A 21,933-nucleotide genomic window follows, 5' to 3' on the forward strand; every position below is an offset into this window, starting at 1 on the left:
GCCGCGCCGGCGGCGCTGCATCAGCAAGGCAATTCATGAGAAGCAGACAACAGGGCAATTTCGCCATCGGCCTCATCGTCGGGCTGGTGCTCGGCCTGGGCGTGGCCCTCGGCGTGGCGGTGTACGTCACCAAGGTGCCGATCCCCTTCATGACCAAGACCCAGCCCCGCGCCGCGGAGCAGGACGAGGCCGAGGCCCGCAAGAACCGCGACTGGGACCCGAACTCCCCGCTCTACGGCAAGCAGCCCGCCAAGCCGGCCGCGACGCCGGACGCCGCCGCCACCGCGCCGCCGGTGACCAGCGCGCCGCCGGTGCCGGCCATCGCTGCCCAGCCGGGCACCGCGCCCGGCACGGCGCCGGCGCCCGTGACCGTCGCGCCGGCCAAGCCGAACACGCCGGCCGCGGCAGGCAAACCGCCGGCTTCCGCCGACCCGCTGGGCGATCTGGCCCGCGCCCGCGCCGGCCTGCCCGCCAGCGGCGATGCGGCATCCGACCCCTTCGTCTACTTCGTGCAGGCGGGCGCCTTCCGCACCAGCGACGATGCCGAATCCCAGCGCGCCAAGCTGTCGCTCATGGGCGTGGAGGTGCGCGTCACCGAGCGCGAGCAGGCCGGCCGCCCCGTCTTCCGCGTGCGTGCGGGTCCGTTCAGCAAGAAGGACGACGCCGACCGCCTGAAGGAAAGACTGGACGGCGCCGGCTTCGACGCCGCCCTGGTGCGCGTGCAGCGCTGACCGGCGCCCCGGCCTTTTCCGGAACTCGCCGCACTGGCTGCGCTCTGTGTGTGATCCCTGTTGGAGAAATCGCTTGAAACGTCGTGACTTTTCGCTGGCCGCTGCGGCCATGACGCTGGCCCCGCTGGCCGCCAATGCCCAGGCACCCGCCTTCAAGTCCGGCAAGGACTACGTGACCCTCGGCAAGCCCGTGCCGGTCGACACCCCTGCCGGCAAGGTGGAAGTGGTCGAGTTCTTCTCGTACAACTGTCCGCACTGCGCCGCCTTCGAGCCCAAGCTCGAGCCCTGGGTCAAGAAGCTGCCGCCCCAGGTCGCCTTCCGCCGCGTGCCGGTGCCCTTCGTCGGCAACGACGTCGAGACCAAGCAGAAGCTCTACTACACGCTCGAGGCCATGGGCAAGGTCGACGAGTTCCAGATGAAGCTGTTCCAGGCCATCCACGTCGAGCGCCAGCGCATCTTCGGCGACGCCGCCGTGATCGAGTGGGCCGGCAAGCAGCCCGGCCTGGACGCCAAGAAGTTCGAAGAGACCTTCAAGTCCTTCGGCGTGGCCAGCAAGGCCAAGCGCGCCAGCCAGCTGACCGAGGCCTACCAGGTGGCCGGCGTGCCCGCCTTCGGCGTGGCCGGCCGCTACTACGTGGACGGCGAACTGGCCGGCTCCATGGATCGGGCGCTGCAGGTGGTGGATTTCCTGGCCGCCGAGGCCCGCAGGGGCTGACGGCCGCGCCGGCCGGGTGCCGGCGCTTCTGGCTGCGGGCCCGCCTCGGCGGGCCTTTTCGTTGCCGCGCCGCAAGGGCAGGGCGCCGGCAGCAGTCGCGAGCGGCCAGCGGCCAGGGCCGCAGGGGATTGCGGCCGTTCCCGGCGTTTCGGCCAAAACCCGGGCATACAATGAACAGCAAGTTCCGTGCCTTTATGACCCATCCTTCGCATTCCACGACCTCTTTCCCCTGGCGCCGGCTCGGCCGCGCCTCGGTCCTCGTGGCCGCGCTGGCCCTGGCCGCCGCGGCCCAGGCCGAGAAGGCCGACCGCAACCAGCCGATGAACATCGAGGCCGACTCGCTGCGCTACGACGACCTGAAGCAAACCAGCGTCTTCACCGGCCGGGTGGTGGTCACCAAGGGCACGCTGCTCATCCGCGGCGCCCGCATCGACGTGCGCCAGGACCCCGAGGGCTACCAGTACGCCACCGTCACCGCCGATCCCGGCCAGCGCGCCTATTTCAAGCAGCGCCGTGACGGCGGCAACGACGAATGGATCGAGGGCGAAGGCGAAGTCATCGAGTACGACGGCCGCGCCGACACCGTCAAGTTCATCCGCCGCGCCGTCATGCGCCGGCTGACCGGCACCACGGTCACCGACGAGACCTCCGGCCCGCTGATCACCTACAACCAGACCAACGACACCTTCGCCGTCAATGGCGCGCCGCCCCCGCCCGGCGGCACGCCGCAGCCCGGCGGGCGGGTGCGGGCCATCCTGTCGCCGCGCAGCACGGAGCCGACCCAGGCGCCGGCCCCCGGTCCGCGCACCGGCGGCAACCTGCGCCAGAGCGGCACGCTGGGCGGCCAGCCCGGAGGCAGCCGGTGAGCGTGGCGGCGCCCGTCGGCGGCAGCCGCCTGCAGGCGCGCGGCCTGCAGAAGAGCTACGGCAGCCGCAAGGTGGTCAAGAACGTCTCGCTGGACGTGCAGAAGGGCGAGGTCGTCGGCCTGCTGGGCCCCAATGGCGCCGGCAAGACCACCTCCTTCTACATGATCGTGGGCCTGGTGCGTGCGGATGCCGGCCAGATCAGCATCGACGGCGAGGCGGTGGAGCACATGCCCATCCACCGCCGCGCGCGCATGGGCCTGTCGTACCTGCCGCAGGAGGCGTCCATCTTCCGCAAGCTCAGCGTGCAGGAGAACGTGCGCGCCGTGCTCGAACTGCAGGAAGAGCCCGACGCCCGCGGCCGCATGGTGCCGCTGCCGCGCGAGCGCATCGAGCAGCGCCTGACCGAACTGCTGGCCGACCTGCGCGTGGACCACCTGCGCGACTCGCCCGCCCTGGCCCTCTCGGGCGGCGAGCGCCGCCGGGTGGAGATCGCCCGCGCCCTGGCCACGCAGCCGCGCTTCATCCTGCTGGACGAGCCCTTCGCCGGCATCGATCCCATTGCTGTGATCGAGATCCAGCGGATCATCAGCTTCCTCAAGGAACGCGGCATCGGCGTGCTGATCACCGACCACAACGTGCGCGAGACGCTGGGCATCTGCGACCACGCCTTCATCATCAGCGACGGCCAGGTGCTGGCACAGGGCACGCCGTCGGAGATCGTCGACAACGCCGAGGTGCGCCGCGTGTACCTGGGCGAACACTTCCGGATGTAGCCAGGGTGCCGCTGTCCGTCTTCGCCGCTGCCGGCGTCCTGCCTGTCCGGCCGCCTGCCGCCCCGCGCGCGCAGGGGTATGCGTGCGCCGCCGTCCGCCACGCAGGAGGCCGGCCATGAAGCAGGGACTGTCGCTGCGCGTCTCGCAGCACCTGGCGCTCACGCCGCAGCTGCAGCAGTCGATCCGGCTGCTGCAGCTGTCCACGCTGGAGCTGAGCCAGGAAGTCGAGCAGATGCTCGACGACAACCCCTTCCTGGAGCGCCTGGTGGAAGAGGCGCCGCGCGAGGAATTCGGCCTGGACGCGGCCGACACGCCCGTCCACCGCGAGGAGCGCGAGGACGGCGGCGACTTCGCCGGCCCGGCCGCCAGCCCCGGCAGCAGCGCCACCAGCGAGGCCGCGGTCGCCGAGGTCGACGCGCCCGCCACCGAGAGCATCGACGCCGAGCCCGACTGGGGCGGCGACGGCACGGTCGAGTTCTCGGCCGACGACAGCGAATGGGGCGGCGACGCCCCGGCGCGCAACAACAGCAGCAGCCAGGACAGCGACGAGCGCGCCGATGCCACCGAGCTGGCGCGCAGCCAGGAATCGCTGCAGGCCCACCTGCACCGCCAGGCCCTGTCGCTGCGCCTGGCCCCCGAGGATTCGGCCGCGCTGCGCTTTCTGATCGAGTCGCTCAACGACGACGGCTATCTCGAGGATTCGCTGCCGGCCCTGGCCTCGGCCCTGGCCGGCGACGACAACGACGAATTCGACGAGCTGGTGCACCACTTCCAGGTGGCGCTGGGCCTGCTGCAGAGCCTCGATCCGCTGGGCGTGGGCGCGCGCGACCTGGGCGAATGTTTGGCCATCCAGCTGCGCGCCGGGGTCGACGGGGACGACGGCGACGAGCAGGCGCAGGTGCGCAAGGTCGCCCTGGCGATCTGCAAGCAGCCCATGGACCTGCTGGCCAAGCGCGACTTCAAGCGCCTGGCGGTGCTCACCCGCAGCAGCGAAGACCTGGTGCGCCAGGCCTCGCAGCTGATCGCGCGGCTGGAGCCCAAGCCCGGCCGGCGTTTCGTCGACGTGGAGCGGCACGTGATCGTGCCCGACGTCATCGTCACCCGCAGCGGGCGCGGCAGCAACATCAAGTTCCGCGTGCAGCTCAACCCCGACGTCATGCCGCGGCTGCGCGTGCACGACATCTATGCCGGCGCGCTCAAGTCGCACAAGGGCGAGGGCAGCCAGGCCCTGAGCCAGCGGCTGCAGGAGGCGCGCTGGTTCATCAAGAACATCCAGCAGCGCTTCGACACCATCCTGCGCGTGTCCAACGCCATCGTGGAGCGGCAGAAGAACTTCTTCATCCACGGCGAGCTGGCCATGCGCCCGCTGGTGCTGCGCGAGATCGCCGACGAGCTGGGCCTGCACGAGTCCACCATCAGCCGCGTGACCACCGCCAAGTACATGTCCACGCCCTTCGGCACGGTGGAGCTGAAGTACTTCTTCGGCTCGGCCCTGGGCACCGAGACCGGCGGCAATGCCTCCAGCACGGCGGTGCGGGCGCTGATCAAGCAGTTCGTCGGCTCGGAGAACGCCAAGAAGCCGCTGTCGGACAGCCAGATCTCGGACATGCTCAAGGAGCAGGGCATCGAATGCGCCCGCCGCACGGTCGCCAAGTACCGCGAGGCGCTGCGCATCGCGCCGGCCAATCTGCGCAAGGCGCTTTAAAAAGGCCGCTGCGCGGCGATCCGTACAGCGGCGCCTTGCGTGCTCCGCCGTCGGGTCATGAACCGGGCACCCACGCCGGCGAAGCGCGGATCCTTACTTGTGCGCCGCCCTGTCGTCGCCTTCGGCCGGCGCCACATCGGGCGCGCGGCGCAGCAGGGCACGGGCGCGGTCCACGTCCGCGCGGGCGGCCCGCTCCTGCAGGAAGGCCTCGGCATCCAGCGCCGAGACCTTCTCGGCCACCGCCATGGTGATGAACTGGTTCAGCGAGGTGTTGTCGCGCGCGGCCAGCGTGCGGGCATGCTCGTGCAGGGAGTCGGGCAGGCGCAGGGCGAAATTGCTCATCGGTTCTTCTCCAGCATCGACAGGAAGGCGGCCGGGGTGGCCAGGCGCAGGCCGAAGCGCGGCGCCGCGCGGGCGAAATCCGCCTGGTTGAAGGTGACCAGCCAGTCGGCCTGGCCGTTGACGGCCAGTTCCAGAACCAGTTCGTCGCCGGCATCGTTCAGCTGCGGGCGCCACAGGTAATGCAGCCGCACCGCACGGGCGAAGGCGGCGAAGGTGTCCAGCAGCGTGTCGACCTCGGCGGCCGAAAAGCCGTGCATGCGCGCGATGGTGTCGCGCTTGAGCACGGCCTCGTACTCCAGCCAGAGCGCCGGCGTGGCCAGCAGCACGAAGGCGCCATCCAGCAGATGGTGCAGCAGCCGGTTGGCGGCGCCGTGACGGCTGGAAAGCCCCGCCACCAGCACGTTCGTATCGAGCACCACCGATGGCTTCATGATGTTGCCTATAATATCACCGATGAACGCGATGCCGCTCTTTCTGCCCTGCGCCGCCGGCGTGGAAGACCTCCTGGCTGCCGAGGTGCATGCCATCACCGGCCGCAGCGGCGACGAGCTGCGGGTGCTGCGCGCCGGTGTGCGGGTGATGGGCGCCTGGCGCGACGTGCAGGCCCTCAACCTGAAGAGCCGGCTGGCGCAGAGGGTGCTGGTGCAGCTGGCCCACCGCCCCTACCGCAGCGAGGCCGACCTGTACGAGGCCGCCTCGGACATCGCGTGGGAGATGTGGTTCCAGCCGCGGCAGACCTTCAAGGTCGAACTCACGGCCCAGGGCAGCCCGCTGCAGAGCCTCAACTTCGCCACGCTCAAGATCAAGGACGCGATTGCCGACCGCTTCCGCGCCCGCGCGGGCGGCGTGCGGCCCAGCGTGGAGACCCGCTTTCCGGACGTGCGCGTCTTCGCCCATCTCACGGGCGAGGACGTCACGCTCTACATCGACACCAGCGGCGAGCCGCTGTTCAAGCGCGGCTGGCGCGTGGACAAGGGCGATGCGCCGCTCAAGGAAACCCTGGCCGCCGCCATGCTGGCGGCCAGCGGCTGGTGGGATCCTGAGACCGGCGCCGTCGCCGAGCAGCCCTTGTACGACCCCTGCTGCGGCAGCGGCACCATCCCCATCGAGGCGGCGCTGCTGGCGGCCGGCGTGCCGGCCGGCGCCTCGCGGCGCTTCGGCTTCGAGGCGCTGCTGCTGCACCGCGCCGAGCTGTGGCGTGCCATGCGCGAGGAAGCGCTGGCCGCCGCCGACGCCCGCGCGGCGGGCCCGGTGCGCGTCTTCGGCAGCGACGTGTCGCACCGCATGGTCGACTTCGCGCAGCGCAATGCCGAGCGTGCCGGCGTGGCTGACCGGCTGCAGTTGCGTGGCGGCGACGCGCTGCAGCGCATGCCGCCGGCCGAGGGCGGCGGCGTGATCCTGCTCAACCCGCCCTATGGCGAGCGCATCGCCGTCGGCGGCGTCGCCGGTGCCCATCCCGGGCGCCGCGGCCCGGGTGGGCGCGAGGTGGCGCAGACCGAGTCGGGCGCCGACGGTGGCGACGACTTCTTCCCGCAACTGGCCACGCACTGGAAGCGCCACTTCGCCGGCTGGACGGCCTGGGTGCTCACGCCCGACATGAAGCTGCCGCAGCGCATGCGGCTGAAGGAGTCGCGCCGCGTGCCGATGTGGAACGGCCCCATCGAATGCCGGCTGCTGCGCTTCGACATGGTGGCCGGCTCGGCGCGCGCGGCGTCGTGATGGCGCGGCGAGGCACATCGGCGTGAGCGGCGCCGCGATGGACAGGGGCGGCCGTGATGCGGCCGCGAGCGCCGCGGAACCTGCCTCGGCAGCGCCGCCCGAGGCTGCGGCACCGGCGCTGGTCGTCATCGACACCAACATCGTGCTCGACCTGTTCGTCTTCGACGACGCAGCCGCCAGGCCGCTGCGCGCGGCCCTGGAGGGCGGAACGCAGCGCTGGCTGGCGACGGCCGCGATGCGCGTCGAACTGGCCCGCGTGCTGGACTATCCGCAGATCGCGCCGCGGCGGGCCTTCTACGGCCTCTCGGTGGACGACGTGCTGGCCCGCTTCGACCGCCATGCGCAGCTGCGGCCGCCCGCGGCCAAGGCGCCGTTCACCTGCGCCGACCCGGACGACCAGGGCTTCATCGACCTGGCGGTGGCGCACCGGGCGCGGCTGCTGAGCAAGGACAAGGCGGTGCGCGCGATGCGCAAGCGGCTGACGGGCCTGGGCGTCGAGCTCTGGCCCTGACTGAGCCTCAGAGCAGCACCGGCAGGTCCGGCAACTCGTTCACGCGCCGCGGCATCTCCGCGCCGTCCGTGACCGGGAAATGCGCCACCAGCAGCGCCGACACTTCCTCCAGCGCCTGCGTCAGCCCGTCCTCGAAGCGGCCTTCGCGGAAGGCCGCCTTCATGCGCTGCATCATGGCGGCCCAGTCGGCCGCATCCACGTGGGCGTCGATGCCGCGGTCGGCCAGGATCTCGATGGCATGGTCGGCCACCATCAGGTAGATGAGCACGCCGTTGTTCTGCGCCGTGTCCCACACCCGCAGCTTGCCGAAGAGCGTGACGGCGCGGTCGCGGGCAGAGGCGCCGCGGCGGATGTAGCTCCACGGCAGGCCGGCCTCGACGCAGATGCGCACCTGGCCGGTGTGGCGCGCCTCGCTGGCGGCCACGCGCCGGCCCAGGCGCGCCACCGCCTCGGGCGGCAGCAGGCGCCGCACGCTGCGCTCGTCGTGCCAGCGGTGGCGCCACAGGCGTACCAGGCGCGCCAGCAGGCCGGGGCCCGAGGTGGGGGAGGGCGTCGTCATCGTCATCACCAGTCTCCCGAGGCGCCGCCGCCGCCGAAGTCGCCGCCGCCGCCCGAGCTGAACCCACCGCCGCCGCCGAAGCCGCCACCGCTGCTGCCGCCGCCGCTCCAGCCGCCCATGCCGGCACCGCCGGCCCAGCCGCCGCCGTGGCCGAAGCCGCCGCGGCTGACGGTGCGGCCGCCGGCCATCCGCAGGCCGGTGAAGAAGGTGAAGAGCAGGGCGGCCAGCGCCGCCAGCACGGCCACGACGAGGCTGGTCGTCACCACGAAGGCCGCCACGCCGGCCAGTCCGCCGGTGGCCAGCGGGCCCAGCTTGTTGCCCAGCAGTCCCCGCAGGACGGGGCCGCCGACCAGCACGCCGAAGAAGAGGAACACCGCGAGGTCTTCCCAGTCCACGTCGAGCAGGCCGTTCTTCTGATGGCGTGGCGGCTGGGGCGCGGGCGCCGGCAGCGCCTCGCCGTCGATGCGGGCGATCAGCGCGTCGGCGGCGGCGTCGAGCCCGCCGGCGAAGTCGCCGTTGCGGAAGGCCGGCTTCATCTGCTGGTCGACGATGCGCGTCGCCGCCAGGTCGGGCACGGCGCCTTCCAGCGTCTTGGCGACCTCGATGCGCATGCGGCGCTCGTCCTTGGCCACGATCACCAGCACGCCGTCGCCGACGTCGCGCCGGCCGATCTTCCAGGTGTTGGCCACGCGGTTGGCATAGGCCGCGATGTCCTCGGGCGCCGTGGCCGGCACCATCAGCACCACGATCTGCGAGCCCTTGCGCTGCTCGAACTGCGCCAGCTTGGCGTCCAGTGCCTGCACTTGGGTAGCGGTCAGCGTGCCGGTCTGGTCGATCACGCGGCCAGTAAGTACGGGCACCGGAAGCAGGCTTTGCGCCCAAACCGTCGCCACGAACACCATGCTCAGGCACAGCGCAGCCAGTACGGCCGAGAAGGCACGCCAGACCGCGCCGCGCGCGCGGGGCGCAGCGAAGGCGGGGAACACCGCGGAACCGGCTTTGCCGGGCCGCTGGTGTTGCCCCTTAGAAGGGGGTTGGCGTAGCGACACGAAAGGCGCGAAGACTGGGGGTGGGCCTACTTCTTGAAGTCCACCACCGGCGGCCTGGAGATCTCGGCCTCGTTCTGCACGCTGAAGTTGGGCTTGGGCTCATAGCTGAAGACCTTGGCCGTCAGGTTGGTGGGAAAGCTGCGGGCCAGCACGTTGTACTCCTGCACTGTCTGGATGTAGCGGTTGCGGGCCACGGTGATGCGGTTCTCGGTGCCTTCCAGCGTCACGCGCAGGTCGCGGAAGCCCTGGTTGGCCTGCAGCTGCGGATAGCGCTCGGCCACCACCATCAGCCGCGACAGGGCGCTGGAGAGTTCGCCCTGCGCCTGCTGGAACTTGTTGAAGGCCTCCGGGTTGTTCAGCGTCTCGGGCGTGACCTGGATCGAGGTGGCCTTGGCCCGGGCCTCGACCACGCGGGTGAGCGTCTCCTGCTCGAAGTTGGCCTCGCCCTTGACCGAGGCCACGATGTTGGGCACCAGGTCGGCGCGGCGCTGGTACTGGTTGAGCACCTCGCTCCAGGCGGCCTTGCTGGCCTCGTCCAGGCGCTGGAAGTCGTTGTAGCCGCAGCCCGAGAGCAGGGTGGTTGCGGCAAGAAGAAGGGCGCAAAGCCAACGAGTCATCGAACCTCCGTGAAAAGCATGGGCGGTGGTGCGGCCGGGCGGCCGGCAGGGAAGCCGCCGTGCGCAGCGCACCGCAATGAAGCGGCGACAGTAGCATAGGCCGATGGCCCTCGACCCCCTCCAAGCCCTGCAGGCCGCCAGTCGGCCGGTGGCGCGTCCGCCTGCCCTCCAGAGCCTGCTGATCGCCGGTGCCACTGGCCTGCTGGGCGCGGAGCTGGTCCATCGCCTGGGCGGCGGGGGTGGCTATGCGCGCGTGGGCGTGCTGGCCGGCCAGCTGCTGCGCGAGGGTCTGCGCGGCATCCAGCCGGTGGTGGTGCCGGGCGACCGGCCGCCCGCCGAATGGCCGCGCGTGCCGGTGGACATCGGCATCGTCGCCTTCGATCCGCCGCGGCTGCACCATGGGCGCGAGCGGGCGCTGTGGGCGGCCGATCCGGCGCAGCTGCCGGCCATTGCCGCCTGGCTGCGCGCCTGCGGTGCCCACACGCTGGCGGTGGTGCAGCCGCACGATGCGGGCCGCCTGCCCGATGCGCTCAAGCGCGGGCTGGCCAGCCTGGACGAGCATGCACTGGCCGGGCTGGGCTTCGAGCGGCTGCTGCTGTTTCGCGCCGCGCGCAAGCCGACGAGCTCGGTGCGTGGCCTGCTTCCCGGCCTCGCGGCCTGGATGCTGTCGACCCTGCGCTTCATGGTGCCGGCCACGGACCGGCCCGTGCGCGCCATCAAGGTGGCGGAACTGCTGGACGAGGCGCTGCGCATCGCGCCCCCGGGCGTGCATGTGGCGGCGCCCGAGGTGGTGTGGGCCGCTTCGCAGCAGGATGCCCGCACCGTCGCGGCCCGCTGGCTGCTGGGCGAGGCGCCCGATGGCAGCGAGGCGCCGCGGCCGGCGCGCGATGCCTGGAAGGCCCCTTAGCCGCAGCAGCCGGACAGGCGCTTCAACCGAAGCGCAGCGTGCGCAGTCCCACGCTGCGGTCGATCCACACCACCGCTGCCAGCGTGAGCACGATGCTCACCGTCGACACCGCCGCGGCCGTCGGGTCGAAGTCCCAGCGCAGATAGTCGAAGAGCTGCAGCGGCAGCGTGGTCATGCCCACACCCTTGAGCAGCAGCGACATGTTGAACAGGTCGAAGGAGATCACGAAGGCGAACAGCGCGCCGGTGATCAGGCCCGGCTTGATGAGCGGCAACGTCACCCGCGCGAAGGCGCGCGCCGGCGAGGCGCCCAGGCTGCGCGCCGCCTGCTCGAGCGAGCCATCCTGGTTGTAGAGCGCCGAGGCGACGTTGGTGAAGACGTAGGGCAGCGTCACCAGCACATGGCCCACCACCAGCCCGAACACGGTGCGCGTGCCGATGCCCGTCGCATACAGGAAGAACAGCAGCGCGATGGCCGTGAGGATCTCCGGCAGCATCAGCGGCATCATGAGCAGCAGCCGCAGCGCCTCGCGCGTGCGCGTGGCATGGCGCACCACGTACAGCGCCGCGCCGGTGCCGATCAGCGTGGCGCCGACGGTGGCCGCCGCCGCCAGTGCGAGCGAGGTGCCCATGGCCCGCATGAAGCCCTCGTTGGCGAACAGCGCCCCGAACCAGCGCAGCGACAGGCCCTGCGGCGGAAAAGTCAGGAACTCGCCCGCGTTGAGCGACATGAGCACGATCACCACGATCGGCAGCAGCAGGAAGGCATACACCGCGCCGATGAAGACGCGCAACAGCAGGTCGGCGGTCCGGTCGGCCACCATCGATCCGTTGTTCATGCCAGTCCCCTCGAAAGCCGGCGCGTCAGCCGTGCATAGGCGGCGACGGCGAGCATGCCGCAGCCCGTGAGCACCAGCGCCTGCGCAGCACCCGCCGGCCACTGGAAGTTGTCGATCAGGCTCTGCACCACCAGCACCGACACCGTCTTCACCTGCGCCCCGCCCAGCATCACGGGCGTGACGTAGGCACTGAGCGTGAGCACGAAGACCAGCACCGTGCCGGCCTGGATGCCCGGCCAGGACAGCGGCAGGGACACCCGCAGGAAGGCCTTGAGCCGCGATGCACCCAGCGAACGCGCGGCGGCCTCCAGGCTCGGGTCGATGCTCTGGATCACGCCCACCAGCGGCAGAATCATGAAGGGCAGGAACACGTGCACCAGCGCGATGGTCACGCCCAGGCGGTTGTTCATCAGTTGCAGGCCGGTGGCGATCCAGCCCAGGTCGATCAACGCGCGGTTGATGACGCCGTTGCCCGACAGCAGGATCAGCCAGCCGAAGCTGCGAACCACCACGCCGACGAGCAGCGGCGAGAGCACCAGCACGTAGAGCAGGCCGGACCAGCGCGAGCGCGTGCGCGCCAGGTGAAAGGCGACGGGATAGCCCAGCAGCAGGCAGATGGGCGTCACGGTGAGGCCCAGCAGCAGCGTGTCGCCCAGCACGCCGAGCAGGTAGCCGTCGGTCAGCGCGCGCGTGTAGTTGCCCAGCGTCAGGCCGGCGCCATAGGGCGCGCCGACGGCCGGCGGGCGCAGGCTCATCAGCACGATGTTCAGGTAGGGCAGCAGCAGGAACACGCCCAGCAGCACCAGCGCCGGCGCGATCAGCCAGATGGCGCGGCTGCGCGGCGGCGTCGCTGCCGCCGTGAGCGGGGCCGCAGCAGGCGCGGCCAGCGTGGAGGCGCTCATTCCGGAATGACCCAGGCGTGTCCGGGCTCGAAGGCCAGGCCGCATTGCGCGCCTTCGGGCATGCGACCGCCGGGCGGCGTCTGCACCAGCAGCGTCTGGCCGCCGGCGGCCTCGACGACGTGCTCCACCGTGCTGCCCAGGAAATAGCTGCGCACCACGCGGCCCGCATAGGGGCCGTCGGTACGGAAGTGGATGGCCTCGGGCCGCAGCGTCACCTGCACGGCGCGGCCCGGCTCCAGCGCTTCGTGGAAGGCGGCTTCGACCGGGCCGAGCGCCGTGTCGACCGCATGCACCGGCCGCGGGCCGGGCCCAGGCACGATGGCTCGCACGCGGCCTTCGATGAGGTTGGAGCGACCGATGAAGCGGGCCACTTCCACGCTGCGTGGCCGCAGGTAGATGGCCTCGGGCACGTCGAACTGCTGCAGCTGGCCGCCCAGCATCACGGCCACGCGGTCGGACATGACCATCGCCTCGGCCTGGTCGTGCGTCACGTAGAGCGTGGTAATGCCCACGCGGCGCTGCAGGTCGCGGATGAACACGCGCATGTCCTCGCGCAGCACGGCGTCCAGGTTGGCCAGCGGCTCGTCCAGCAGCAGCAGGCGCGGCTCGATCACCAGGGCACGGGCCAGCGCCACGCGCTGCTGCTGGCCACCGGAGAGCTGGCGCGGAAAGCGCTCGGCCAGCGCGCCCAGCTGCACCATGCCCAGAACGGCCTCGACCCGGCGCGCGATCTCGGCGCGGGCGATGCCGCGCATCTCCAGGCCGAACGCCAGGTTGCGCCGCACCGTGAGGTGCGGAAAGAGCGCGTAGTTCTGGAACACCATGCCGATGTCCCGCTTCTCGGGCGGCAGGCCGGTGATGTCCTCGCCGTCGATGCAGATGCGGCCCGCCTCGGGATGCTCGAAGCCGGCCACGCAGCGCAGCGTGGTGGTCTTGCCGCAGCCGCTCGGGCCCAGCACCGAGATGAACTCGCCCTCGCGCGTCGCCAGGTCCAGCGAATGGATGGCCACGTGGCCCGCATAGCGCTTGTGCAGCCCCTCGATGGACAGGCGCGTCGTGCGGCGGCCGGCCGCGCGGGTGGCGGACGACGCCGCCTCCGGCGGCGCGGACAGGACCGCGCTCACTTGATCTCCCGGTTCCAGCGGTCGGTGATGGCCGGCAGTTGCGGGTTCACCTTGGCCCAGTCGAACTGCACGATGGAGGACATGGCCTTGCCATTGATCGGCACGTCGGCCACCAGGGCCGGGTCCAGCTTCACCTGGGTGTTGGTGGGTGAGGTGAAGAACTCCTTGGCCATCGACTCCTGCACTTCGGGCCGCAGGATGAAATTGAGGTACTGGTAGGCGGCTTCCTTGTCGGGTGCGTGCTTGAGGATGTTGAAGGACTGCTCGAAGGCCACCACGCCTTCGCTGGGCACCACCATCTCGACCGGCACGCCCTTCTTCTTGAGCGCCACGATCTCGGGGAAGTCGATCACCGCCACGGTGACGTCGCCGCGCGTGAGCATGGTCGACAGCGTGCCGCTCCAGTCGGCCTGCTGGAAGGGCAGCAGCTTCTTGATCTCGACGAAGGCGCGGTCGATGGCGTCCTGCGAGCCGCCGTAGATCTTGGCGGTCATCAGCAGGAACAGCATGGCTGCGGTGTTGCCGATCTGGTAGAGACCGATCTTGCCCTTGAACTCAGGGTTGTTCCAGAGATCGGCCCAGGACTTGGGCGGCGTCTTGACCAGGTCCTTGCGGTAGCCGATGCCGATGGTGGAGACGATGCCACGCACGCCGTTGTCGCCGGGGTTGCGCAGGTTGGGGTAGACGTTGGCCAGGTTGGGCACCTTGGCGGCGGGAATGGGCTCGAAGTACCCCTCGCCCCGCACGACGCTCGCGATGTTCTCGTTGACCATCAGCACGCTGTACGGTGGCTTCTCGATGCCGGCGGCGCGCAGGTTGGCGATGAAGTTCTTGCCCAGGCCCACGTCCAGCGTGGGCTTGACACCGCTGATCTTCTCGAAGGCCGGCATCAGGTCGGTGCGCCAGAACTTCTCCCAGCGCCCGCCATAGGTGTTGATTACCAGCGGCGCCGCGGCCAGGGCCGGCAGTGCCGGCAGGCCCAGGGCGGCGGCGGTGCCGAGGCCGCGGGCCAGCAGGTCGCGGCGGTTGAGCGGAAAGGTCATGGCAGCACTCCGGAAGGTGGGAAGGAACGAGGCGCGGCGTTCAGGCCGCGGCCGCAGGCGCGGCGGGCTTGCGGTAGTCGTAGTTGCGGTTGAGCCGTTCGAGCAGGTAGTCGCCGTAGCGCACCGGCGGGTGCTGCGGCGGATGGTCCACATCGGTGCAGGTGGGCAGGCACTCGATGCGCGTGTCCATCGACGGGTCGAGGAAATAGGGCAGCGAATAGCGGTCGCCGCCCGAGCGGTTGATGACGCGGTGCGGCGTGGAGACCAGGCGCCCGTTGGTCCAGCGCGCCAGCATGTCGCCCACGTTGAGCACGTAGGTGTCGGGAATGGGCGGCGCCTCGATCCAGTCGCCACCGCGCGGACGCACCTGCAGGCCGCCGGAATCGTCCTGGGCCAGCAGCGTGATGATGCCGTAATCGGTGTGGGGGGCGGAGCCCATCTGCTCGTCCTCGGCAGGCGGCTGGGGCGGGTAGTGCAGCGCGCGCAGGAAGGTGGTGGGGTGGTCGAAGTGGTGGTCCAGTGCGGTGGCCGGCAGGCCCAGCGCCAGCGCGATCAGGCGCACGATGTGGCGGCCCAGCGCATCCACCTCGCGCACGTAGGCCAGCATGGCGGGCTTGAAGCCCGGCAGCCAGTCGGGCCACTGGTTGGGACCCTGCATGGGCAGGCCGGCGAGCAGGCCCGGATCGTCGGGCGGCAACTCGTGCATGAGCATCAGCGACTCGCTCATGTTCGGCCGGGTCACCCTGGCCACGGTCGAGGTGACGATGGTGGAACTCGCCATGCCCATGTAGCCGCGGTGGAAGGCATTGATGGCGAGCGACTGCTTCTGCGCCAGTGTGGAGGCATGGAAGGCGCGCGAGGCGGCGAAAGCCGCGTCGCGCGTGGCCGGGGCCACCGTGTGGCCGGCGATGTACGCGAAGCCGATCTGGCTCAGCGCTTCGAACAGGGCGCGGGCGTTGTGCCGGGCAAGCGGCGCGTCGGCATCCAGGCTGCCTTGCAGGTCGACGAGCGGAATGTGCTTCATGCCGGAGTCTCTGCGGCAGACGCGGAGGCGTGCTGGCGCCAAACGGCCAGCAGGTCCGCCGAATCCATCACCAGCCCCAGGTGCAGCGACACCATGGCCAGCGCGGCCTGTTCCAGGGGTTCGTCGGTGCCGCGCACCAGGTCGCGCAGCACGACCACGCGGTAGTTGCGGTTGTTGGCATCGAAGGCGGTGTTGAGCACGCAGCAGTCGGTGAAGCCGCCGTCCAGCACCACGGTGTCGATGCGCTGGTTGCGCAGCAGGAAATCCAGGTCGGTGGGGTAGAAGGCCGACAGGCGGCGCTTGTTCTCCACCTTCAGGTCGCCGGGCTCGACGCGCGTGACCCACTCGGTCCAGGGCGAGCCTTCGATGGCATGCGCGTCGGCATTGGGAATGGGGCCGACGTGCAGCGGGAAGGTGCGGCGCCAGGCGGCCGGGATGCCGCCCAGGTCGTCGGCGCCGCCTTCGCGCAGCACCGACTTGACGTGCACGATGCGCCCGCCCAGCGCCCGCACCTGGTCGTGGAAGGCGTTGATCGGCGCCACCACGTCGCGCGCCCGCGGGGCCGGGCAGGGACAGTCCGGCGAATCGTCCAGGTGGCCGCGGTGCATGTCGATGGACACGACCGCGGTGCGGGACAGGTCGAGGTAGTCGGCGAACTGGCCAGGGTCCAGGTCGCGCGGCTGGTTGTAGACATAGGCGCGCATCAGCGTCGCTCCTCTCGCAGATAGGGTTGGCCCAGGGCGCCGGGCTCGTCGTGCACGGCCTGTCCGCCGCGGTGGGCCAGCGCCACCCACACCATCACGCCCAGCGTGACGACGTAGGGCGTCATCAGCACGAAGTACTGCGGCAGCTGCACGCCGGCCGCGGCCAGCTGGGGGATCAGCGCCTCGATGCAGCCGAAGAGCAGCGCGCCCACCAGCGCCCGCCAGGGCGACCAGCGCGCGAAGATCACCAGCGCCACGGCGATCCAGCCGCGTCCGCCGGTCATGCCGGCGATCCAGAGCTTGGTGCCCACCACCGAGATGTAGGCGCCTGCCAGACCGACCAGCGCCGAGCCCGCCACCACCGCGCCGAAGCGCCACAGCGGCACCGAGATGCCGGCCGCATCGGCCGCCTGCGGGTTCTCGCCCACGGCGCGCAGGCGCAGGCCCGGCGTGCTGCGGTTGAGCCAGTGCACCGCGGCCCAGAACAGCAGCGGCACCAGGTACACGATCAGGTTCTGGTTGAAGAGGCGACCCACAAGCGGCAGCTCGGACAGCAGCGGGATCGGCAGCGCACCGAAGCTGCTGACCGGCTTGTTGGTCCAGTCGAACACCGTGCCCAGCAGGCTGGTCAGCCCCTGGCAGAAGAAGACCAGCGCCAGCCCGGCGATCACCTGCTGGATGCGCAGCACGATCACCATGAAGGCGAAGAGCAGCGACACCACGGCCGCGGCCAGCATGGCCAGCGGCAGCGCGATGGCCGCGTCGTGGAACGCCAGCATGGCGCCGATGCCGGCCAGCGCGCCGACCAGCATCAGCCCCTCGGCGCCGAGCGAGAGCACGCCCGCGCGCTCGCTCAGGATCAGGCCCAGCGCGGCCAGCGCATAGGGCACCGCGAAATCGGGCGCATTGCCCAGCCAGTTGGTGGCGATGGCGAGCAGGTCCATGTCAGGTGCCTTGTGCCGACGCGATGCGCCGCAGGCGATGGCGGATGAAGAAGTCCGACGAGGCGACGCAGATAACCAGGATGGCCTGGATCAGCTGCACCATCGCGAAGGGGATTTGATAGAAGACCTGCAGGTTGCGCCCCGCCACGAAGAGCATGGCGATCAGCACCGCCACCACGCTGGCGGCCAGCGGGTTGTTGCGTGCCAGGAAGGCGATCAGGATGCCCGAGAAGCCGTAGCCCACGTAGAAGGCCTGCGTGAGCCGGCCTTCCTGCCCAGTCACCACCACGAAGCCCGCCAGCCCCGCCAGTGCGCCCGACAGCAACACCGCCGTGAGCACCATGCGCGCGACGGGCACGCCCAGCGCGCGGGCCACGCGCGGGTTGGCATCGACGAAGCGCAGGTACAGGCCGGCGCGGCTCAGGCCCGTGAACCAGGTGGCCAGCAGCGCCGCCAGCACGGCCAGGCCGATGGCCGCGGTGCTGACGTTGCCAAACCATTCGGGCAGCCGTTCGAAGGCGCGGAACTGCGGCGAGTAGGGGAAGGCATCCTTCGGGTCCTTCCAGGCGCCGTAGACCAGATGCAGCAGGAAGTTGGCCGCCACATAGTTGAGCATCAGCGAGGCGATGATCTCGTTCACGGCCAGGCGCAGCTTGAGCAGTGCCGGCGCCAGTGCCCAGAGCATGCCCAGCGCCATGGCCACGGCGCCCATCAGCGGCAGCCGCAGCGCGGCCGGGCCGATGTCGAACATCGACACCGCCGTCGCACCGATGGCGCCGAAGATCATCTGACCTTCCAGCCCCAGATTCCAGAAGCGAGCGCGGAAGGCGATGGCCGCGCCGATGCCCACCAGGATCATGGGCGCCGCCTGGAAGAGCACGGCCAGCAGGCTCTGCCGGTCCACCAGCGTCTGCATCACGAACTCGTTGAGCAGTTCGTTGGCGGGCACGCCCGCGGCCACCAGGATCGCGGCCGAGATGGCCAGCCCGACGACCACCGCCAGCGCGAGGATCAGCGCCTGCCGGGGCAGGCCCATCTGCTGGCGCAGTTCCAGCGTGTAGCGGCGTGCGAAGAGCGGCACGTGCTTCGCGCGTGCTTCCGCGGCGGTGGCGCCGAGCGCGGCTTCAGTCATGGTTCACCATGGCTTGGCCGACCGCTTGGCGGTCGGCGGGTTGATCGAATTCGGCCACGATGCGTCCGCGCGCCATCACGCCCACGCGGTCGGCCAGGGCGAGCACCTCGTCCAGGTCCTCGCTGATGAGCAGCACGGCCGCGCCGGCATCGCGGGCGGCGCGCAGGCGGGCATGCACCTCGGCACCCGCGCGCACGTCCAGTCCGCGGCTGGGGCTGTGGGCCAGCACCAGGTGCGGCGTGCGGCCGAATTCGCGTGCCAGCACCAGCTTCTGGGCATTGCCGCCCGACAGCAGCGCGGCCTTCTGGTTCAGGTGGCGCACGCCCTGCACGTCGAAGGCCTGCACGGCCTCGCGCGTGTCGGCGGCCATGCGGGTGCGGTCCAGCCGCCAGGCCGGGCCGTAGCGGCCGGCCTGCACCTGGCCGATGCCGAAGTTCTCGACCACCGACAGGCCGCCCGCCAGCGCCAGGCCATAACGGTCGGCCGGGATGGCGGCGAAGTGCGGCAGCCGGCCCTGCACGGGCGCGGCCTCGCCGGTGAGCAGGACCGTGCCTTCCAGGCCGTCGGCCATGCCCATCAGCGCCTCGGCCAGTTCGCCCTGGCCGTTGCCGCCGACACCGGCCAGGCCGTAGATCTGGCCCGCATGCAGCGTCAGGTCCACGCCGTCCAGGGCCTGGCGGCCGTTCGCATGCAGGCGCAGGCCGCGGACGGTCAGCAGCGGCGCGCCGCCCGCGGCGGGCGTCGTGGCCGCCTGACTGGCCGCGACCGACTGGCCGACGGTCAGCCGCACCAGTTCCTCGATGGGCGTGGCCTTCGGGTCCACCGTGGCCACGGTGCGGCCGCCGCGCATCACGGTCACGCGGTCGGCCCAGGTCTTCACGTCGGACATCTTGTGCGTCACCAGCGCCACCGCCGCGCCCTGGCGCGACAGCGCATGCACCGTGGCCAGCAGGCGCTCGGCCTCCTGGTCGGTGAGCACGGCCGTGGGCTCGTCCAGGATCAGGATGCGCGCGCCCGCCAGCAGCACCTTGAGGATCTCCACCCGCTGCTGCTCGGCGATGGACAGGCGGTCGATGCGTGCCCGCGGGTCGATGGCGAAGCCCAGCTCGGCGGCGCGGGCGCGGATCTGTTCCTCCAGCTGCGCCATGCGCCGCCGGTGGCTGCCTTCGGCCTGCGCGAGCGGATGCCCGAGCAGGATGTTCTCGGCCACTGTGAACGGCCGCACCAGCTTGAAGTGCTGGTGCACCATGCCGATGTGAAGTGCCGCGGCATCGCGCGGCCCGCCCAGCCGCACCGGGTTGTCGTCCACCAGCAGCTCGCCCTGCTCGGGCGCGTACAGCCCCGCCGCGATGTTCATCAGCGAGGACTTGCCCGCGCCATTTTCCCCCAGCAGCGCATGCACCTCGCCCCAGCGCGCAGCAAAGTGCGCGTCCGTCAGGGCCTTGAACCCATCGAAGGACTTGTGGATGCCCGAGAGGCGCAGGGCGTCAACAGTCATCGCCATGTCCAAAGAGAAAGTACCGCGGGCAGCTGCCGCGGAACTGGCTTTGCCAGGCCGCAGGCGGCGCCCCCGGAAGGGGGTTGGCGGAGCGCAAAGCGCGGAGCCTGGGGGCGAGTCACTTCTGCGTTACCACGCCCTTGACGAACCAGTCCATCTTCCAGAGGTCGGCATCCGACAGCACGGCACCGGCGGCCACGCGTTCCTTGCCGTCGCGGTCCTTGAGCGGGCCGGCGTAGACCTGCTTGCCCTTCATGATGGCGTCGCGCTCGGCCTGGATGAGCTTGACCTTGTCGGCCGGCACGGCCGGGCCGAAACCGGCGATGTCCGTGCCGCCGCCGCTCATGGGAATGAAGGCGCCATAGGGCTCGGGCTTCCAGTTGCCGGCGATGACCTTCTTGAGCTCGGGCACCAGGAAGCGATCCCACACCCACACCGAGGAGCACAGCGTGGCCTTGGGTGCGAACTGCCGCAGGTCGCGGTGGTGGCCGGTGCCCCACACGCCGCGCTCCTGCGCCACGATCTGCGGCGTGGGCGAATCCACGTGCTGGCCGATCACGTCGGCACCCTGGTCGATCAGGGCGGTAGCGGCGGCGCGCTCCTTGACCGGGTCGTTCCAGGTGCCGGTGTAGATCACGTTGACCGTGGCGTTGGGGTTCATCTTCTGCGCACCCAGCGCGAAGGCGTTGATGGTCCAGTTCACCACGCCGAAGGGGTTGGCGGCCACGAAGCCCAGCTTGCCCGTCTTGCTGGCGGCGCCGGCGGCCATGCCGCACAGGTACTGGCTCTCGTAGGTGCGGCCGTAGAAGGATTCGAGGTTGGGCCCGTTGGTCGTGCCCGAGGCATTGAGGAAGGCCACCTTGGGGTACTTGGCCGCCAGGTCCTTCATGGCGTCGGACTGGCCGAAGGCGGTGCCGATCACGATGTTGGCGCCGCGCGAAATGAAGCGCTCGGCCGCCGGCTTGATGACCGAGGCGTCCTCGCCCACGTTTTCCACGAACTGGATCTTCTGGCCGAGGGCGGCCTCGATCTTCACGCGGGCCTCGTCGAAGGCCTGCGTCCAGCCGCCGTCGTTCTTGGGGCCGTAGTACAGCATCGCGATGACGGGCTTGCCGCTCAGGCTGAAGCCAGCCTGCGCGTAGGCGGTGCCGGCCGACAGCAGCACGGCAGCGCCGGCCAGGGCCACGCTCATGCGGGGAAAGCGCTTGGACAACATGGAAACCTCCAGGAGGAAGGGAGAGGGAAGAGAAAGGAGAGGAAGCGGGAAGGGTGAAAAAGCACGAACAGTGCCGCCCCGGGCGCCGGCCGGTCGGGCGGCGGGCCCGTCACATCATGAAGTTGATGCGGAAGACGTTGCCCTCGGGGTCGAGCAGCACCGACTGGTACCAGTTGTAGTAGGTGACGTAGGGCGGCTTGACGAGCGTGGCGCCGGCCTCCAGCGCGACGGGCACCATGCGGTCCACGTCCTCGCGGCTGTCGACGTCGATGTTGAGCAGGAACTTCACGCCCTTCGTGTCCGAGAACTCGGCCAGGTGCAGCAACTCGTAGGCATCGAGGGCGTTGAAGCCCAGGCTGCTCTTGCCCGTGTCCAGCCCGCGGAAGATCGGCGAGCGGATCGCCTCGATCTCCGGGAAGCCGAACACGCGCTGGTAGAAGCCGCTCAGGGCGACCACGTCCTTGGCGAAGACGTTGACGTAAGACAGGTGGGCCATCACTTGGTCCCGCCGAAGGTGGTCTGCTTGACGAACTTGGACGTGAGGTGGTCACCCGACGAAATGGGCGCGTACTTGGCCTTCTCGCCCGGCGCCAGGCAGGTGGGCAGGCACTCGACCATGGCGTCGTAGTTGGGCTGGTGGAAGAACACGAGCGACTGCCGGCGGTTGGTCTGCGCCACCTCGAAGGGCGGGTTGACCACGCGGTGCATGGTGGAGACCCACTGGTCGTTGGTCCACTGCATCATCAGGTCGGCGATGTTGACCACCAAGCCGCCCTCGACCAGTGGCACGTCCACCCATTCGCCGGCCTTGTTCTGCACCTGCAGGCCCTTGTCGTCGGGCAGCACGATGGTCAGGCTGCCGTAGTCGCTGTGCGCGCCGGCGCGCAGCTGGCCGGGCAGCGGCGCCTCGCGCTGGGGCGGGTACGACAGCACGCGGAACATGCTGATGTGCTTGTCGATCTTGTCGTCGAAGTAGGTCTCGGGCAGTTCGAGGCCCAGCGCGAGGCGCCGCTG

The 21,933-nt window shown here is 70.6% G+C and carries 25 protein-coding genes; 8 read left to right on the plus strand and 17 right to left on the minus strand.

Translation table 11 applies throughout. The features are described 5' to 3' along the window. Window positions 1-35: 35 nt before the first annotated feature. The 5 genes from NS331_RS05110 to NS331_RS05130 all read left to right on the plus strand — a co-directional run bounded on the left by NS331_RS05110 (window position 36) and on the right by NS331_RS05130 (window position 4,790). Window positions 36-731 (plus strand): SPOR domain-containing protein, encoded by a 696-nt coding sequence (locus NS331_RS05110; protein WP_058640937.1) that lies wholly within the window; start codon window positions 36-38, stop codon window positions 729-731. Window positions 732-804: 73 nt separating this feature from the next. Further along, entirely contained in the window at window positions 805-1,446 is a 642-nt protein-coding gene (locus tag NS331_RS05115) for a thiol:disulfide interchange protein DsbA/DsbL (RefSeq protein WP_058640938.1), read from the plus strand. A gap of 194 nt (window positions 1,447-1,640) precedes the next feature. Beyond that, complete coding sequence (gene lptA, locus NS331_RS05120; RefSeq protein ID WP_058640939.1) at window positions 1,641-2,312, plus strand: lipopolysaccharide transport periplasmic protein LptA; 672 nt, start codon at window positions 1,641-1,643, stop codon at window positions 2,310-2,312. After that, complete coding sequence (gene lptB / locus NS331_RS05125; RefSeq protein ID WP_058640940.1) at window positions 2,309-3,085, plus strand: LPS export ABC transporter ATP-binding protein; 777 nt, start codon at window positions 2,309-2,311, stop codon at window positions 3,083-3,085. The genes lptA and lptB overlap by 4 nt, the downstream gene beginning before the upstream one ends. Before the next feature lie 115 nt (window positions 3,086-3,200). Further along, complete coding sequence (locus tag NS331_RS05130) at window positions 3,201-4,790, plus strand: RNA polymerase factor sigma-54 (protein WP_058640941.1); 1,590 nt, start codon at window positions 3,201-3,203, stop codon at window positions 4,788-4,790. Window positions 4,791-4,883: 93 nt separating this feature from the next. On the opposite strand, the gene NS331_RS05135 is transcribed toward NS331_RS05130, so the two are convergent. Further along, on the minus strand, window positions 4,884-5,132 hold the full coding sequence (locus NS331_RS05135) for a toxin-antitoxin system HicB family antitoxin (RefSeq protein WP_058640942.1): 249 nt from the start codon (window positions 5,130-5,132) through the stop codon (window positions 4,884-4,886). Continuing rightward, window positions 5,129-5,563, minus strand: a complete 435-nt coding sequence (locus NS331_RS05140) for a putative toxin-antitoxin system toxin component, PIN family (RefSeq protein WP_058640943.1) — start codon at window positions 5,561-5,563, stop codon at window positions 5,129-5,131. The genes NS331_RS05135 and NS331_RS05140 overlap by 4 nt, the downstream gene beginning before the upstream one ends. A gap of 22 nt (window positions 5,564-5,585) precedes the next feature. On the opposite strand from NS331_RS05140, the gene NS331_RS05145 reads away from it, so the two are divergent. Continuing rightward, window positions 5,586-6,851 carry a THUMP domain-containing class I SAM-dependent RNA methyltransferase gene (locus tag NS331_RS05145; protein WP_058640944.1) on the plus strand — a complete coding sequence of 422 codons (1,266 nt, stop codon included), beginning with the start codon at window positions 5,586-5,588 and terminating at the stop codon, window positions 6,849-6,851. Between the two features lie 22 nt (window positions 6,852-6,873). Further along, window positions 6,874-7,362: a PIN domain-containing protein gene (locus tag NS331_RS05150; RefSeq protein WP_242873656.1), complete on the plus strand. Its 489-nt coding sequence runs from the start codon at window positions 6,874-6,876 to the stop codon at window positions 7,360-7,362. A 7-nt stretch (window positions 7,363-7,369) separates the two neighbouring features. On the opposite strand, the gene NS331_RS05155 is transcribed toward NS331_RS05150, so the two are convergent. The 3 genes from NS331_RS05155 to NS331_RS05165 form a co-directional block, all read right to left on the minus strand. Beyond that, window positions 7,370-7,921 (minus strand): TPM domain-containing protein, encoded by a 552-nt coding sequence (locus tag NS331_RS05155; RefSeq protein ID WP_058640957.1) that lies wholly within the window; start codon window positions 7,919-7,921, stop codon window positions 7,370-7,372. Window positions 7,922-7,926: 5 nt separating this feature from the next. Next, window positions 7,927-8,823, minus strand: a complete 897-nt coding sequence (locus NS331_RS05160) for a TPM domain-containing protein (protein WP_058640958.1) — start codon at window positions 8,821-8,823, stop codon at window positions 7,927-7,929. A 173-nt stretch (window positions 8,824-8,996) separates the two neighbouring features. Beyond that, complete coding sequence (locus tag NS331_RS05165) at window positions 8,997-9,587, minus strand: LemA family protein (protein ID WP_058640946.1); 591 nt, start codon at window positions 9,585-9,587, stop codon at window positions 8,997-8,999. A 103-nt stretch (window positions 9,588-9,690) separates the two neighbouring features. Between NS331_RS05165 and NS331_RS05170 the strand changes: the two genes are divergently transcribed. Next, window positions 9,691-10,494: a hypothetical protein gene (locus NS331_RS05170; protein WP_058640947.1), complete on the plus strand. Its 804-nt coding sequence runs from the start codon at window positions 9,691-9,693 to the stop codon at window positions 10,492-10,494. Between the two features lie 22 nt (window positions 10,495-10,516). On the opposite strand, the gene NS331_RS05175 is transcribed toward NS331_RS05170, so the two are convergent. The 12 genes from NS331_RS05175 to NS331_RS05230 form a co-directional block, all read right to left on the minus strand. After that, window positions 10,517-11,332, minus strand: coding sequence for an ABC transporter permease (locus NS331_RS05175; protein ID WP_206597318.1), 816 nt, complete (start codon window positions 11,330-11,332; stop codon window positions 10,517-10,519). Beyond that, the gene (locus tag NS331_RS05180; RefSeq protein WP_082702265.1) at window positions 11,329-12,234 is read right to left on the minus strand and encodes an ABC transporter permease; all 906 of its coding nucleotides are present in this window, start codon (window positions 12,232-12,234) and stop codon (window positions 11,329-11,331) included. Before NS331_RS05180 ends, NS331_RS05175 begins: the two co-directional genes overlap by 4 nt. Next, the gene (locus NS331_RS05185; protein WP_242873657.1) at window positions 12,231-13,358 is read right to left on the minus strand and encodes an ABC transporter ATP-binding protein; all 1,128 of its coding nucleotides are present in this window, start codon (window positions 13,356-13,358) and stop codon (window positions 12,231-12,233) included. The genes NS331_RS05180 and NS331_RS05185 overlap by 4 nt, the downstream gene beginning before the upstream one ends. Further along, on the minus strand, window positions 13,355-14,401 hold the full coding sequence (locus NS331_RS05190) for an ABC transporter substrate-binding protein (RefSeq protein ID WP_058640949.1): 1,047 nt from the start codon (window positions 14,399-14,401) through the stop codon (window positions 13,355-13,357). Before NS331_RS05190 ends, NS331_RS05185 begins: the two co-directional genes overlap by 4 nt. Before the next feature lie 40 nt (window positions 14,402-14,441). Continuing rightward, a complete protein-coding gene (locus tag NS331_RS05195; RefSeq protein ID WP_058640950.1) occupies window positions 14,442-15,425 on the minus strand; it encodes an isopenicillin N synthase family dioxygenase in 984 nt (327 codons plus the stop codon). Beyond that, window positions 15,422-16,129 (minus strand): cysteine hydrolase family protein, encoded by a 708-nt coding sequence (locus NS331_RS05200; RefSeq protein WP_058640951.1) that lies wholly within the window; start codon window positions 16,127-16,129, stop codon window positions 15,422-15,424. The genes NS331_RS05195 and NS331_RS05200 overlap by 4 nt, the downstream gene beginning before the upstream one ends. After that, entirely contained in the window at window positions 16,129-17,073 is a 945-nt protein-coding gene (locus tag NS331_RS05205) for an ABC transporter permease (protein WP_058640952.1), read from the minus strand. Before NS331_RS05205 ends, NS331_RS05200 begins: the two co-directional genes overlap by 1 nt. Window position 17,074: 1 nt before the next feature. Next, window positions 17,075-18,205 (minus strand): ABC transporter permease, encoded by a 1,131-nt coding sequence (locus NS331_RS05210; protein WP_058640953.1) that lies wholly within the window; start codon window positions 18,203-18,205, stop codon window positions 17,075-17,077. Further along, entirely contained in the window at window positions 18,198-19,703 is a 1,506-nt protein-coding gene (locus tag NS331_RS05215; RefSeq protein WP_058640954.1) for an ABC transporter ATP-binding protein, read from the minus strand. Before NS331_RS05215 ends, NS331_RS05210 begins: the two co-directional genes overlap by 8 nt. Before the next feature lie 118 nt (window positions 19,704-19,821). After that, entirely contained in the window at window positions 19,822-20,919 is a 1,098-nt protein-coding gene (locus NS331_RS05220) for a BMP family ABC transporter substrate-binding protein (protein ID WP_082702266.1), read from the minus strand. A 109-nt stretch (window positions 20,920-21,028) separates the two neighbouring features. After that, a complete protein-coding gene (locus NS331_RS05225) occupies window positions 21,029-21,415 on the minus strand; it encodes a VOC family protein (protein WP_058640955.1) in 387 nt (128 codons plus the stop codon). Next, window positions 21,415-21,933, minus strand: a 519-nt coding sequence (locus tag NS331_RS05230; protein WP_275936450.1) for an isopenicillin N synthase family dioxygenase, incomplete at its 5' end; no start/stop codon positions are given. The genes NS331_RS05230 and NS331_RS05225, both read right to left, overlap by 1 nt.

Origin of the sequence: Pseudacidovorax intermedius (assembly GCF_001476815.1) — a bacterium.
GTDB lineage: Bacteria > Pseudomonadota > Gammaproteobacteria > Burkholderiales > Burkholderiaceae_C > Xenophilus > Xenophilus intermedius_A.

Bases quoted from the DNA above. Each gene is read 5' to 3' on its own strand.
- NS331_RS05140 (WP_058640943.1), bottom strand. From the start codon at position 5,563: ATGAAGCCATCGGTGGTGCTCGATACGAACGTGCTGGTGGCGGGGCTT.
- NS331_RS05210 (WP_058640953.1), bottom strand. From the start codon at position 18,205: ATGACTGAAGCCGCGCTCGGCGCCACCGCCGCGGAAGCACGCGCGAAG.
- NS331_RS05200 (WP_058640951.1), bottom strand. From the start codon at position 16,129: ATGCGCGCCTATGTCTACAACCAGCCGCGCGACCTGGACCCTGGCCAG.
- NS331_RS05225 (WP_058640955.1), bottom strand. From the start codon at position 21,415: ATGGCCCACCTGTCTTACGTCAACGTCTTCGCCAAGGACGTGGTCGCC.
- NS331_RS05110 (WP_058640937.1), top strand. From the start codon at position 36: ATGAGAAGCAGACAACAGGGCAATTTCGCCATCGGCCTCATCGTCGGG.
- NS331_RS05145 (WP_058640944.1), top strand. From the start codon at position 5,586: ATGAACGCGATGCCGCTCTTTCTGCCCTGCGCCGCCGGCGTGGAAGAC.
- NS331_RS05220 (WP_082702266.1), bottom strand. From the start codon at position 20,919: ATGTTGTCCAAGCGCTTTCCCCGCATGAGCGTGGCCCTGGCCGGCGCT.
- lptA (WP_058640939.1), top strand. From the start codon at position 1,641: ATGACCCATCCTTCGCATTCCACGACCTCTTTCCCCTGGCGCCGGCTC.
- NS331_RS05175 (WP_206597318.1), bottom strand. From the start codon at position 11,332: ATGAACAACGGATCGATGGTGGCCGACCGGACCGCCGACCTGCTGTTG.
- NS331_RS05135 (WP_058640942.1), bottom strand. From the start codon at position 5,132: ATGAGCAATTTCGCCCTGCGCCTGCCCGACTCCCTGCACGAGCATGCC.
- NS331_RS05205 (WP_058640952.1), bottom strand. From the start codon at position 17,073: ATGGACCTGCTCGCCATCGCCACCAACTGGCTGGGCAATGCGCCCGAT.
- NS331_RS05180 (WP_082702265.1), bottom strand. From the start codon at position 12,234: ATGAGCGCCTCCACGCTGGCCGCGCCTGCTGCGGCCCCGCTCACGGCG.
- NS331_RS05195 (WP_058640950.1), bottom strand. From the start codon at position 15,425: ATGAAGCACATTCCGCTCGTCGACCTGCAAGGCAGCCTGGATGCCGAC.
- NS331_RS05160 (WP_058640958.1), bottom strand. From the start codon at position 8,823: ATGGTGTTCGTGGCGACGGTTTGGGCGCAAAGCCTGCTTCCGGTGCCC.
- NS331_RS05190 (WP_058640949.1), bottom strand. From the start codon at position 14,401: ATGACCTTTCCGCTCAACCGCCGCGACCTGCTGGCCCGCGGCCTCGGC.
- NS331_RS05130 (WP_058640941.1), top strand. From the start codon at position 3,201: ATGAAGCAGGGACTGTCGCTGCGCGTCTCGCAGCACCTGGCGCTCACG.
- NS331_RS05215 (WP_058640954.1), bottom strand. From the start codon at position 19,703: ATGACTGTTGACGCCCTGCGCCTCTCGGGCATCCACAAGTCCTTCGAT.
- NS331_RS05170 (WP_058640947.1), top strand. From the start codon at position 9,691: ATGGCCCTCGACCCCCTCCAAGCCCTGCAGGCCGCCAGTCGGCCGGTG.
- NS331_RS05155 (WP_058640957.1), bottom strand. From the start codon at position 7,921: ATGACGACGCCCTCCCCCACCTCGGGCCCCGGCCTGCTGGCGCGCCTG.
- NS331_RS05165 (WP_058640946.1), bottom strand. From the start codon at position 9,587: ATGACTCGTTGGCTTTGCGCCCTTCTTCTTGCCGCAACCACCCTGCTC.